The organism is Flavobacterium plurextorum, from assembly GCF_024638035.1.
GTDB lineage: Bacteria > Bacteroidota > Bacteroidia > Flavobacteriales > Flavobacteriaceae > Flavobacterium > Flavobacterium plurextorum.
Genome location: NZ_CP100442.1, coordinates 4,992,164 through 5,005,550, shown reverse-complemented (window position 1 = coordinate 5,005,550; position 13,387 = coordinate 4,992,164). Strand labels below are relative to the sequence as shown.

Genomic DNA, 13,387 nt, shown 5'->3' with positions numbered 1-13,387 from the left:
GAGATCGATAACAGATTGAAATGCTTATCAATTCTTGTAATTTTGTATTAAGGTGAATAACTCAAATTGTCCGTCCTTACCCCTCAGGGTATTTTTTCCTATTGATTCTGCTTTATAGCAGGGACTAAGTTCAAGCTGCTGAACAAGAGCATCTGATATTAAAATATCGGCATCATATTGATTGCAAAGCCCTTCAATCCGCGCAGTCGCGTTGAGTACATCACCTGTAAAAATAATTTCTTTTTTTAGTATCCCGATTTCTCCGGTTGTAACTTTACCGCAATGCAGTCCTGCTTTAAATTGTGGTGATAATCCATATTTCATTTTGTAGACGGCTGACTTTTTCAGAAGGGATTCTTTCATTGCAAAAAAGCATAGGATGCAGGAATTATGTTTTAGTCCTTTTTCCAATCTCCAGGATATGATCATCTCGTCACCAGCATATTGGTATATCTCGCCCGAATAGTCGATTACAGGACCGGTCAAATCTGAAAAATACTCCTGGAGCATCTCAAAATATATAACATGCCCGAGTTTTTCTGCTATCTGAGTAGATGATTTCATATCCAGGAACATAAATATCCTCTCTTCCTCTACAGGCTTATAATATTTTCCAAGAAAAAAATTACTCAGCAGTCCTGTACCCATACTTTCACTCACCTCGGTGTAGAACTGTGTCATAACGATTATGCTTGCCATATATGTTAAGATTCCCAGAAAGGAGTAATCCGTAAAGAAGGCCCACATTCCCTGCCAAAAAGCTTCATTGGAAATTGCTGTGAACATTTCATTGCTGGTTGTCAGAAATATTATAAGGAGCAAGAACAAAATGATAACCAGGTAAATAGAAGATTTGTATAAAATCTTTTTTGAGAAACAATTTTTACTGAACCATTTATTAATGTACAGTATTTCCAGTATACCAATTATGGTTCCAAAGATAGAAGCCAGCAGTGGGATTACTATGATATTGCGGCCAAAATTATATTGATTATGCGATGATGGATAAAATTTAAGACCGCCCAGCAGTCCTTTTTCAAGAATGGTATAAATCAAACTAAATACAAGCCATATGATAGCGAATGGCAAAATGCGTACAATATTTCTTTTGGTTCTTGGTGTTATCATCTGAATTTAAGCGGATAAAATATTCACAACTAAGATATTCAATCTGTGCATAAAATTGATGCGCCTTTATAAGAAATAGTTTATTTCTTATCGCAGCCCTTAACTTTTTTACATCTGGAGTGTTTGTTCAGTTATCAATTTTTTACTGCCTGAATTGATATGCGGGAATCAAAGAATCCGTTTTTTTATGCTGGTGAAAACTGTAAAAGGCAAAACCCGTGTCGTTCTGGATACAAGGCATAATAATTCGTGATGGGATACTTGTGATATAAAGACTAAATGACCATTTTTATCCTGAATGAGTACTCAAAAGCAGTAATTTCTTTTTAAATGTTTTTGAATCTTTTTGAACGTCAATTCACTCCACTGCGGTAAACAGTTGGACTGATACTGGTCTGCTGGATAAAAAATTTATTTAAATGGCTCACATCGACAAAACCAAGCTCATCTGCTATCTCATTTAGTCTTTTGTCACTGAACTTTAAGCGATGCTGTATCAGCTTAGTTTTATATTTGCCGATATATCCCTGCATTGTCTCGTTGGTATGCTTTTTAAAGTACCTGCCCAGATACGAATGTGAAATTCCAAAATGGGCACTGACTGATCCCGCCTTTAACTTCTCAGGAAAATAAATGTTATGCTGTATGTATTGAAGAATATCCAATGCCTTTTCCTCAGTTGAAACATCAACTGCCTGAGGAAGGTATTTTGCAATATTACGGGCAACAATAATAATCAGAGTATTTACAAGCTGGTGAATCAGTTCGGGATTATACAAATCTCTGCTTTCATGTTCACGGATAATTGCCTCTATAATTGGGTTGACCAGTAATTTATCAGCTTTGTACCTAAATATACATCCCGGCTGATGATTGGCATTCTGAAGGATATACTCCAATCTTTTCACATTCTCTTCAACCAATGCTTTGTTCTGAATATAGATAGAGTTGAACTGAAGAAAAAACATCTGACTGGTTGTATGAACATCAAATGAATGACAATCCTCCGGGGTCAGTAAGAATAAGTGTCCAGCCTGATATTTAAAAGTACTGTTATTAATGCACTGCATGCCTGTACCTGATATTATGTAAACCAACTCAAAAAAAGTATGCTGATGGGCTGGCTTAGGGCATACATCAAGTGTGGCATATTTTATAGAATATGATTCGTGAAGTATTTCTTTTTGCATGATGCAAATATAATACATTGTAGAAAACTTATACTTCATGTGATTTATTTAACTGGTATATATTTGCTTAATATGGGCTGTTTGAAAGTTTTTCTTCACATTTTTAAAAAAAGTGTAAGGTTTATGAAATTTTTACGACCAACTGCAATAGGCTGTTGATTAGGGAAATAGGACAGCCATTCATTATTTCTAATAAAATAACAAATTATGAAAGCAATTATTTTGGTAGAAACCGGTTCAACATCAAACTTAGTGATTCGCGAGGTCAGTACTCCGAAGATTGGTGATGGAGAAGTGCTTGTGCAGGTAAAGTCCATCAGTATCAATCCAGTTGATGCGAAGACACGAATGGGCGGAGGTGTATACAATTACGGGAACGTAAGCAAGCAGATCGACCTGATCCTGGGATGGGACATCTCAGGAACCGTTATAGCTACAAATTCTAAGCGCTTTGCCGTAGGAGATGAGGTTTTTGGAATGGTTAATTTTCCAGGTGTAGGGAGTGCTTATGCAGAATACGTTGCTGCACCGGCTGATCATCTGGCACTGAAGCCGGCTACTATTTCTCATGAGGAAGCGGCGGCTGCAACACTGGCTCCCTTAACTGCACTGCAGGTATTCAGAGAAGCGGGGGTAAAGGCAGGTGACCGCATATTAATCCATGCAGCATCCGGAGGTGTCGGACATTATGCCATACAGCTGGCTAAAGAGATAGGCGCCTATGTAATTGGAACTTCTTCTGCTTCTAACAGGGAGTTTGTACTTTCTCTTGGAGCTGACGAACATTTCGATTATCACGGAGGCAATCTTGCCGATGCTGTTCATGATATTGACTTTGTATTTGACAGTCTTGGCCCGGATAATATTATCAATTCACTGGCTGTGATCAAAAATGGCGGCCAGGTGATCAGCATAGTTACTCAGATTATTGACGATTTGACAGCGCAGCTGGCAGCCAAAAATGTAATTGGTAAATTTCTTCTGGTTCAGTCCAGCGGAGAGGATATGAAATATTTAGCCGCACTTCTTGAAAATGGAAAGCTCAAATCGCATGTTTCAAAAAGCTTTGCCTTTGATAAGATGGCTGATGCGCATGAGCAGATTGAGACCGGGAGAACGGTGGGTAAAATTGTGGTAAATGTATAATCTGCTGATGCAAAAAAAATATTTCACTTCCTTATTTCAGCCTTTTCGGCTTTGCACAAAGTTTAAACAAAACTTTCTATCTTTATTCAAATAATTAATACATTTAAAAATATGTCAGCTTATATAACATTTATTCGAGAAAAAACGCTTGATCAGACAGAATTAGAAATCTATTGGAAATTGGTGACTGCAACAATGGAGGGACATCCTATTAAAATTCTTGCGGCATATGGGGAGCAGGTTATTTTAGAAGGACCGGAAGTAGAAGGAGTAGTAATTGCGGAGTTTCCCACAATTGAAGATGCTAAAAAGTGGTATTACAGTGAAGCGTATCAGAATGCTGCACAGCACCGCCACAAAGGTTCAGTTTATACAGGTGTTATTGTACAGGGTGTTTAATGGAAGATGATCATTAAACAGAAGGACGACAAGAGTAGTTATTTTACATGTGAGATAGATGTACAATACCCTAATAAATTGCTGAAAAATGCATCAATCTTTGTAGAATGCAATTATTTTTTGCGAAATCATATAAATGAAGAAAGACCTTTATTCGCAGTAAATATTGAAAAAAATCGGTCCTTTAATTAACGGCTCCACTGTCTATTACTTTGGCTTTGGATATCTAAATTAGTAACATCTGGAAAGTATAAAACATAAAAAACTCCTTAATTTCTTACGGAGTTTTTTGGCTGGGTTTCAGGGATTGTAAACCATCACTTAATACCAATTTTGATGTTTTTCAAAGTAAGAAATGAAATTTTTTGGTAATTAGTATGACACTATTATTTATCTTATTTTGGTAAAGTACTGCGGAGCAAAAAAATCCCTATTTCTTCTGGAAATAGGGATTTGAAAAAAACTTCTGTTTAGATTTTTTTTAATAATAATTGAGCAACAATAATTCTTTTTCTGTCCTTATATTTTTAGCGTCGTGGTTTTAAAAACCGTACATACCACCCGAAACAGAAATTTGCTCTCCTGTAATCCAGGCAGCATCATCTGAAGCCAAAAATACTGCAACTTTCGCAATATCTGCGGGCTGTCCTCTGCGGCCAAGCGGTGTTTTTTCGATAAACATCTTTTCATATTCGCTGCCGGCGGTAACACCCGCGCTGGCTGCACCCTCGGTTTCCGTAGCACCCGGCAAAATAGAATTGATACGAACTTTTTTAACACCCAATTCCTTAGATAAAGCAATTGTGAAGGCATCGAGTGCAGCCTTAGTTGAAGAGTACAACGAGGCATTTTGCAGTGGATATTTACTTGCACCAGAACTGATATTGATGATGTTCCCGCCCTTATCCCCAAAAAGTTTCAGAGATGCCTGTATAGTCAGAACTGGCCCCAGTACATTAACGTTAAAACTTTGGTGGAAGTCTTCTGCCGAAATGAGTTCAATCGGGGCATATCCCTGAGATACAGCATTATTTACTAAAATATCAAGCGTGCCGAAAGCTTTCTCGGTTTCTTTAAACAACCTGCTGACATCGGCTTCTTTCGATACATCTGCCTGTACCGCAATGGCTGTCCCGCCGTTATTGATGATTTCTTTTACTACTTTGTCGGCTCCTTCTTTACTTGAAGCGTAATTTATAACAACCTTTGCACCTGCTGCTGCAAAGTGTTTAGCGATAGCTGCACCTATTCCTTTGGAAGCACCTGTAACTACTGCCACCTTGTTTTCTAATTTACTCATGATTTTATACTATTAATTATATTTAAGTCCTTCAACTTTTTTCCGTTCTAAAGACTGTACAAAGATGCAGTATCATTGCGACCTATAGATTGACATAGATCATTAAATGGAGATGATAAATGTCACCTCGAAGTGATGACTTAAATCAAAAAATACAGGACTAATATAAAAAACAGCTTTTTACGATAGAAAAGAAAATCAAAGATTCAGATTGTAAGAAAGTAAACAATGTCTAAACAATAGAAGTAATGGATAAATTACGATTAAAAGCCAGGAATTGGCCAGTCGGTTGTTTTTATATCAAGGGAAAAGAAAATCCCAGACGATTCATTTACCAATGTCATTTGAATGATAGCGAAGCCTGGATAGGTAAAGGATCATTTTGATGCATTTTTTTTTAAACGGCTCAAAGTTTCAGAAGATAAACCCAGATAAGAAGCAATCATGTTTTGCGGGAATCGCTGTAAAAAATGCGGGTAATTCTTGACCAATTCCTCATATCGCTCTTCAGCTGAGTAATTAATAGACTGCATTCTTTTTTGGGCTGAAATTGTGTTGTTTTGACTGATCACGTTTGACATCGCTGAAAAGGCTGGGATATGTTTAAGAAAATTCTCAATTTCGATGTTGGTTGATTGCAGAATCTCCAGTTCCTCCAGCGCTTCAATATTAAAGCGACTGGGAGTCAGCAGATAAAAGCTTTCAAAATCTGTTAGCCACCAATTTTCCACAGACAATTTCAATATTTGTTCATTTCCTTTTTTATCCACTGTGAAGGTCTTCGCAGATCCTTTTACTATAAACCCTATATATTTGCATACATCTCCTTCCTGTAAAAAGTATTGACGTTTTCGAAGTTTTCTAGGTTTGAAATGTTCTGTCAACAAATGCTTATCATCTTCTGATAACAGTTTGCCTGATATTTCTTGAATGTAATCGAAAAAAGCTTCAAAATTGGACATTATAAAATTATATTAATGGATTTAAAATTTACTGAATTTAAAAACAAATCTCATTATACAAATATAATATATTAAAGGATTGAACTATGGATAAATTTGATATTACAAAACCACTTATCGTTTTGAAAAGGCATGTAGTCTGTTCATAAAACAGCCTGCTAAAAACCATTGTTTTACCTGGCTATTTGCTTTGCTGCAGTGTTCGTCTGTCTTTTACAATTGATGAAAATTTACTTCAACAGCTATGGTGATTTTGATTAAAAAAGATTGGTAAAACGTCGACAGGCGGCTACAGCGGAACGGAGCTCGTGCCGACGGGCGACTTTATTTTTCAGGTGGTGAAGTATTGCGACCAGAAAGAATGGCGTGACGGCACCACACCCATAGAAGCACTGCTGGCCAGGATCGCGGCCAAGCTGGAATTGATGGCTGAAATAGAAAAAGAGCAGGAGCAACAGCGCCGTCTGCGACAGATTGAGCGCGAAAAACAGCAAGCCATTGAAAGGGCTGCTGCCCAGAGAAAACAAAAGGAAGTCCAGGACTTCAAAGCCCTGATTCATGCAGCTGAACGATTTGACGAGGTCACTAAATTTCGCAATTACGTGAGGGCGGTAAAAGATCAGGCAGACCCGTTGGATGAGCAGACCCGGCAGTGGATCGTGTGGGCAGAGCAAAAGATCAACTGGATGGATCCTCTGCTGGACACCCCTGACGAAATCTTCACGAATCATGATCTGGAGCACTATAAAGAATGGTAAAAATGGCGCCTACAAGGCGCCATCATCTATGAAGGAGTAGTAGGATTCCGAGGTGATAATCAGGTGATCCATCAGTTTAATATCGAGCAGCTCGCCTGCCTGTCTGATTTTGGTAGTCATGTATTTATCAGCCTCGGAGGGTCTTGTACTGCCTGAGGGATGGTTGTGGGCAATCATAATGCTGGTAGCATTGGCTTTCAGTGCTGCCGAGAATATCATACGCAGATCCACGGTGGTTCCGGTAATGCCTCCTGATGACATTTCATATAACCCTAAAACTTTGAGTGAATTATTTAAAAACAGTATTTTGAACTGTTCGAAGTACTCGATTTTACCCTGATCCCATGAGGATTTCAGAAGAAGATAAGCTTCTTCTGCGTTCACTTTTAGATTTAGAAATTTAGTCATTAAATGTTCTAAACCCTTATAAAACCTGCAATCTTCTGATTTGCAGGTTTTTTTATTTCCGCTTTTAACTGCCAATATTTTCAAAAATGCACAAAACTTTGTGGCAATTTCGTGGCAATTTCACTGGAGCAAAAAAACTGCCACAGAAATCAGCCTAACATGTTTGTTATCAACATGTAAAGCAGGTTTACGTCTTGATTTGTTGATGTTATAATTCGAACTTTATTAACTTATAAAATGTTGAATTATGTTAGAGAGCACTATTGGAATTTCCTTCTTTTTGAAGAGTTCTGCAAATTGTACAAATGAAAGATTTATTTATCTGCGCGTCAACGTTGATGGTGTTCCTAAGGAGACATCCACTAAACGGAAGTGGAGTGCAAGCAGGTGGGAACCAAAGACAGGAAGAGCGGTAGGGACCAAAGAAGATGCAAAAGCTTTAAATTTCTTTTTGAATTCACTGGAATTAAAAATTAGAAAATTCGCCGATCACCTTTTAGACAAGCAGGAATTTGTTACCAGTATAAAACTTATAAATTTCGTTTTAGGTAAAACCAAACCAAAAAATACAGTTATGCAGGAATTTCAGTTACATAACGATCAAATGCTTGCTTTGGTAGAAAAAAAGGAATTTGCCATCGGTACTCACGTTCGTTATAAGATATCAAAAAATCATGTAGAAGAATTTATGCGGTTTAAATATGGAGTTTCCGATATGGAGTTTAATGAGCTAAATTTTGAATTTGTAAAAGATTATGAATTTTATCTGAAGACCGTAAAAAGTATAAGCAATAATACTGCGCTTAAATATATTTCTAATTTTAAAAAAATTGTACTTGTTGCAGTTGATAAGGAAATTATTGCATCAGATCCATTTAAACGATTTAAATCAAAAAAAATTAAAGTTCCAAAAAAGCCTTTGTCGGGTTTTGAATTATCACTTCTTGAGAAGCACAAGTTTTTTACTCCACGTCTTAATATTGTGAGGGATGTTTTTGTCTTTCAATGTTATACAGGTCTAGCTTATATTGATGTTTTTAATCTAAAGCGATCGGATATAAAGGCAGGCGTAGACGGGGAACAATGGATCTTAAAAGAAAGACAAAAAACAGGAAGTCCGATTAATATTCCTTTACTGCCAAAAGCGGTCGAAATATTAAACCGATATAAAAGCCATCCTCTCTGTATCGAAAGAGCTTCTGTACTGCCAGTAAGCTCAAATCAGAAAATGAATGAATATCTTAAAGAGATTGCAGATTTATGTGGTATTACAAGTCCTTTAAATACTCACAAAGCCAGAAGAACTTTTGGAAGTACAGTGACCTTAAATAATAATGTTCCAATTCATGTGGTTAAAGAAATGCTAGGTCATCAATCAGTTAGCCAGACTGAAGAATACGCTATTACGGAACAGATTTCCATCGGCCGTGAAATGCAGGGCTTAAAACGTAGATTAGCAGAAAAGGAAGATGTTATTGAAGATCCAACTTTAAATATAATTGAAAGGATGAACCTGGAATTAATTGAAATGAAGAAGCAGCTTAATTTATTTAAAATAAAGAACATTAGCTAAATTAGGGATGTAGTAAGAACGACGGTGCGTTCGAAGCATGTACTTTATTTTATTGTTTATTTTATATTTTAGTGAGGTAAAGTACTAGCGGGAAAGGGACTAGAACCAGAAAAATAGCTCTCTTAATTATACTTCTCATCAAGTAGGTAGTTCTACTATGAAAGGTATTAATTTAGATATTAAGTTACCAGAAAAAATTATAATCTTCGCACCATTCGAACCGGAACTTGCGAAAGTTTGACTATGCGAAATTCTAATTTATATAAATAGCTTTAGCCACGATTCTGCCACAAAACTTATACTCTTGAAATATCTTAATATTTCGCCTTAGTATTTTGTGGCAGAAATGGTATCAATTCCAAACAGTATGTGCTATCATTCTGCAACCAAACTACATTTTCTATTCACCGTTTAACTAGTTTAAACTTCTATACTCGTTTGGAGTATTCCCCACATGTTGTTTGAAAAATCGAGTAAAGTGCTGCGGATATTTGAAACCCAATTCATAAGCAACTTCATTTATTGTCTTTGATGAGTCAAATATTTTGTCTTTGGCTACTTCAATAATTTTATTTTGAATATATTCCTGTGCTGATTTTCCGGTTTCTTTTTTAATAAGATCTCCAAAATAATTAGCAGACAAATTAAGTTCACCTGCATAATAGGCAACAGAAGGTAATCCAATTATATTTGGTTTGTCAGAAGTAAAATAACTGTTTAAGAGACCTTCAAATTTTTCGACAATTCCTTTATTTTCATTGTCTCTTGTAATAAACTGACGGTCATAGAATCTGTCACAATAATTTAGAAACAGTTCAATATTAGAAGCGATCACCTTTTTACTATGCTTATCTATAGTTTGTTTTAACTCCATTTCGATTTTGGCAAAACAGTCAAAAACAAGTTGTTTTTCCTTTTCGGAAAGATGTAATGCTTCACTGGTATTATAGCTGAAAAAGTTATATTCACTGATGGTTTTGGCCAGAGAGGTTCCACGAATTAAATCAGGGTGAAAAGCCAGGCCATGTCCTATAGGCTGATAATGATCAACTTTATTTTCTACGTCAACTACCTGCCCTGGTGATACAAAAACTAATGTCCCTTCCTGATAATCGTAGTAATTGCGTCCATACTTTAGATCTCCACATTTTACCTCTTTCAAGAATATACAGTACAGGCCAAAATGCATTTCAGAACCAGTCCTCTTTTTTGCTTTTGAAAAATCGATTACACTCACTAATGGATGCAGCGTTTCATGATTATTGAAATCATTATACGCACTAATTGTATCAAAATTAAATACTTGTCCCATATCTTTTGTCATTTGTTACACAAATTTACATATTTAAATGCAGTTACAATAGGTCATATCATCCAATCAGTAATCTTGGTAGCATAAACCGTAATCCGTATACCAAGGTCTTGGTATTTAGTTCGCAAATTTGTAATAATAGAATTATAAAACTTAAAAACTTGAACTATTATGTACAATGTAAAATTAAATAATGGTGTCGAAATGCCAATTTTAGGATTTGGTGTTTTTCAAATGCAGGATCTTGCAGAGTGCGAACAGGCGGTTTTAGATGCAATTCAAACCGGTTACAGATTAATCGATACTGCAGCTTCATACATGAATGAGCAGGCAGTTGGTAATGCAATTAAAAATAGCAGCGTACCTAGAGAAGAGCTTTTTATAACAACTAAACTCTGGGTAAGTGATGCAGGTTATGAAAATACTAAAATAGCATTTCAAAAATCCTTAGACTTATTACAATTGGATTATCTCGATTTGTATTTAATACATCAGCCTTACGGAGATATTTATGGTTCCTGGCGTGCTATGCAGGAGTTATATCAACAAGGAAAAGTTAAGGCAATTGGAGTTTCGAACTTTCATCCCGACAGAGTAATGGATTTAGTGGCCAATACAGGTTTTGTTCCGGCAGTAAACCAAATCGAAACGCATCCTTTTCATCAGCAGAATGAAACACAAAAGTTTCTCGAAGAAAACAATATTCAAATTGAATCGTGGGGACCGTTCGCAGAAGGAAAAAATGATATTTTCAAAAATGAAGTTTTAACTGCAATAGCTCAAAAATATAATAAATCGACTGCACAAGTAATTGTAAGATGGTTAACGCAAAGAGGTGTGGTTGCTATTCCAAAATCAGTTAGAAAGGAACGAATGGCAGAAAACTTCAACATTTTTGACTTTGAATTGTCGACAGAGGATATGTCCAGCATTCAAACTTTAGATACCAACGCAAGTCTGTTTTTCGATCACAGAGATCCAAATATGGTGAAGTGGTTGAGTGAGAGAAAACTGAATAGATAATTAGGTAAAAAAAATAAAATGGATAGAAGATCGATATTAAAAACAGCAGGATTAGCATTGGCAGGAAGTGCATTGCTTCCTTTTAATTCACTTGCCCAGTCAGAAAAGATAAATAACAAGATAGAAGAAAAGGATAAGTTTCTGCATTCTCCGGGGAAAAGAAAGCTGGGAAATTCTCTGGAGGTTTCAAGTGTAGGAATCGGCGCTCAGAATATGAGCCGTAATTATCAGACTACAATTCCGTCCCGATCGGAAATGCACCGAATAATTCGATCTGCTTTTGATAATGGCGTAACTTTTTTTGATTCGGCTGAAGCTTACGGGCCTTTTGAAGTAGAGAGAATTTTGGGTGAAGGGGTTGCGTCTTTTCGGGATAAAATTGTCATAGCTACAAAATTCGGCTGGAATATCGATCAGGAAACAGGCAAGCGGTTACCTGGCCTAAACAGCCAGCCAGCACATATCAAAATAGTAGTAGAAGGCATGCTTAAGCGTCTTAAAACTGACCGAATTGATCTTTTGTATCAGCATCGTGTAGATCCACAAGTGCCAATTGAAGATGTAGTCGGCGTTATACAAGAACTCATCAAAGAAGGGAAAGTTTTGCATTATGGTCTTTGTGAGCCAGGTGCTCAAACTGTAAGACGTGCACATTCTGTACATCCAATAACTGCTATTCAAAATGAATATTCGCTGTTGTGGCGTGGTCCGGAGAAAATAATAATTCCATTATGCGAAGAACTAGGAATTGGTTTTGTGCCCTGGAGTCCGCTTGGTGTTGGATTTTTAACCGGCGCCATTGACAGTAATACACGATTTGCGCCAGGTGATATTCGCGGGATTGAATCCAGATTTTCACCAGAAAACCTGCCAGCTAACATGGCTTTAGCTGAATTAATTAGAAAATGGGGGGAAAAGAAAAATGCAGCTCCTGCCCAAATTTCACTTGGGTGGCTTTTAGCGCAGAAACCATTTATTGTTCCTATTCCGGGAACAACGCAAATGGCGCATATGCTCGAAAATACAGGAGCTTCTCAAATAAATTTTACTTCAAGAGAACTTGAAGACTTCAATAAAGAATTGGATGTCATTAAAATTTTAGGTGAAAGATTACCCGCTGGTGTATTGGCTTTTTCTGATGTTGAAGCGCCAGAAAAAAAGAAATAATCAGTATTAAAAAACTATTAAAATGGAAAAGAGAATTTTAGGAAATAACGGTCTCGAAGTATCTGCGTTAGGTTTAGGCTGTATGGGATTAAGCTTTGGATACGGAGCGCCAACGGAAAAGAAAGAAGCTATAGGGTTAATAAGATCAGCATTCGAAAAAGGAATTACTTTTTTTGATACTGCGGAATGTTACGGACCTTTTGTAAATGAAGAAGTGTTAGGTGAAGCATTGGAGCCGTTTCGCAAAGAGGCTGTTATTGCTACTAAATTTGGTTTTGTAGATGGTGACTCGACAAAAGGATTAGACAGCAGTCCTGCCAGTATAAAAGCAGTTGTCGAAGCTTCCCTAAAAAGATTAAAAACAGATTCTATTGATTTACTTTATCAGCACAGAGTTGACCCTAATGTACCAATAGAAGAAGTTGCCAAAACAGTAAAACAATTAATTCAGGAAGGAAAGGTAAAACATTTTGGACTTTCAGAGGCGGGTGTAGAAACCATTCGAAGAGCACATAAAATACAGCCGGTAACAGCATTGCAAAGCGAATATTCATTATTTTATCGTGAACCCGAAAAAGAAATTATTCCAACTCTGGAAGAATTAGGAATTGGTTTTGTGCCTTTTAGTCCACTTGGAAAAGGATTTTTGACAGGAGCCATAAATGAAGAAACAAAATTTGAAGCTTCGGATTTTAGAAATATTGTACCAAGATTTTCTGAAGAAAATAGAAAAGCCAATCAGACATTAGTAGATTTAGTAAAAACTATTGCACAGGAAAAAACAGTGGCACCATCGCAGATTGCTTTAGCTTGGTTATTGGCTCAAAAACCATGGATTGTGCCCATTCCCGGAACAACAAAACTACACCGTCTAGAAGAAAATATTGGAGGAGCAAGTGTTCATCTAAGCAAAGCAGAACTGGAGAATATCAGCCTTGCATTAAAAAATATAGAAATTGTTGGCGCGCGTTATCCACAGCAATTGCAGGATCGGGTTGGGAAGTAAAAAAATTAGATAGAA

At 36.7% G+C, this 13,387-nt stretch carries 13 protein-coding genes; 7 read left to right on the top strand and 6 right to left on the bottom strand.

Annotation, left to right across the window (positions count from 1 at the left end; genetic code table 11):
- Positions 1 to 27: 27 nt before the first annotated feature.
- Positions 28 to 1,128, bottom strand: coding sequence for an adenylate/guanylate cyclase domain-containing protein (locus tag NLG42_RS21700; protein WP_257682339.1), 1,101 nt, complete (start codon positions 1,126 to 1,128; stop codon positions 28 to 30).
- Positions 1,129 to 1,481: 353 nt separating this feature from the next.
- On the bottom strand, positions 1,482 to 2,318 hold the full coding sequence (locus tag NLG42_RS21695; RefSeq protein WP_257682338.1) for an AraC family transcriptional regulator: 837 nt from the start codon (positions 2,316 to 2,318) through the stop codon (positions 1,482 to 1,484).
- A 207-nt stretch (positions 2,319 to 2,525) separates the two neighbouring features.
- Here NLG42_RS21695 and NLG42_RS21690 point away from each other — a divergent pair, with 207 nt between their 5' ends.
- Positions 2,526 to 3,464: an NADP-dependent oxidoreductase gene (locus NLG42_RS21690; RefSeq protein ID WP_257682337.1), complete on the top strand. Its 939-nt coding sequence runs from the start codon at positions 2,526 to 2,528 to the stop codon at positions 3,462 to 3,464.
- Positions 3,465 to 3,575: 111 nt separating this feature from the next.
- Positions 3,576 to 3,863: a DUF1330 domain-containing protein gene (locus tag NLG42_RS21685; RefSeq protein ID WP_257682336.1), complete on the top strand. Its 288-nt coding sequence runs from the start codon at positions 3,576 to 3,578 to the stop codon at positions 3,861 to 3,863.
- Between the two features lie 541 nt (positions 3,864 to 4,404).
- On the opposite strand, the gene NLG42_RS21680 is transcribed toward NLG42_RS21685, so the two are convergent.
- A complete protein-coding gene (locus NLG42_RS21680) occupies positions 4,405 to 5,163 on the bottom strand; it encodes an SDR family NAD(P)-dependent oxidoreductase (RefSeq protein ID WP_257682335.1) in 759 nt (252 codons plus the stop codon).
- A 377-nt stretch (positions 5,164 to 5,540) separates the two neighbouring features.
- Positions 5,541 to 6,125: a Crp/Fnr family transcriptional regulator gene (locus NLG42_RS21675; protein WP_257682334.1), complete on the bottom strand. Its 585-nt coding sequence runs from the start codon at positions 6,123 to 6,125 to the stop codon at positions 5,541 to 5,543.
- Between the two features lie 308 nt (positions 6,126 to 6,433).
- Between NLG42_RS21675 and NLG42_RS21670 the strand changes: the two genes are divergently transcribed.
- On the top strand, positions 6,434 to 6,883 hold the full coding sequence (locus NLG42_RS21670) for a hypothetical protein (RefSeq protein ID WP_257682333.1): 450 nt from the start codon (positions 6,434 to 6,436) through the stop codon (positions 6,881 to 6,883).
- Between the two features lie 9 nt (positions 6,884 to 6,892).
- Here the strand turns inward: NLG42_RS21670 and NLG42_RS21665 are convergent, their stop codons facing one another.
- Complete coding sequence (locus NLG42_RS21665) at positions 6,893 to 7,267, bottom strand: JAB domain-containing protein (RefSeq protein WP_257682332.1); 375 nt, start codon at positions 7,265 to 7,267, stop codon at positions 6,893 to 6,895.
- A 271-nt stretch (positions 7,268 to 7,538) separates the two neighbouring features.
- On the opposite strand from NLG42_RS21665, the gene NLG42_RS21660 reads away from it, so the two are divergent.
- Complete coding sequence (locus NLG42_RS21660; protein ID WP_257682331.1) at positions 7,539 to 8,864, top strand: site-specific integrase; 1,326 nt, start codon at positions 7,539 to 7,541, stop codon at positions 8,862 to 8,864.
- 415 nt (positions 8,865 to 9,279) lie between these two features.
- On the opposite strand, the gene NLG42_RS21655 is transcribed toward NLG42_RS21660, so the two are convergent.
- Complete coding sequence (locus NLG42_RS21655) at positions 9,280 to 10,176, bottom strand: helix-turn-helix domain-containing protein (RefSeq protein ID WP_257684003.1); 897 nt, start codon at positions 10,174 to 10,176, stop codon at positions 9,280 to 9,282.
- Between the two features lie 171 nt (positions 10,177 to 10,347).
- Here NLG42_RS21655 and NLG42_RS21650 point away from each other — a divergent pair, with 171 nt between their 5' ends.
- The 3 genes from NLG42_RS21650 to NLG42_RS21640 are packed head-to-tail and all read left to right on the top strand — an operon-like array spanning position 10,348 to position 13,372.
- On the top strand, positions 10,348 to 11,199 hold the full coding sequence (locus tag NLG42_RS21650; RefSeq protein ID WP_257682330.1) for an aldo/keto reductase: 852 nt from the start codon (positions 10,348 to 10,350) through the stop codon (positions 11,197 to 11,199).
- 18 nt (positions 11,200 to 11,217) lie between these two features.
- Positions 11,218 to 12,366, top strand: a complete 1,149-nt coding sequence (locus NLG42_RS21645; RefSeq protein WP_257682329.1) for an aldo/keto reductase — start codon at positions 11,218 to 11,220, stop codon at positions 12,364 to 12,366.
- A gap of 22 nt (positions 12,367 to 12,388) precedes the next feature.
- The gene (locus NLG42_RS21640) at positions 12,389 to 13,372 is read left to right on the top strand and encodes an aldo/keto reductase (RefSeq protein WP_257682328.1); all 984 of its coding nucleotides are present in this window, start codon (positions 12,389 to 12,391) and stop codon (positions 13,370 to 13,372) included.
- Positions 13,373 to 13,387 lie beyond the last annotated feature (15 nt).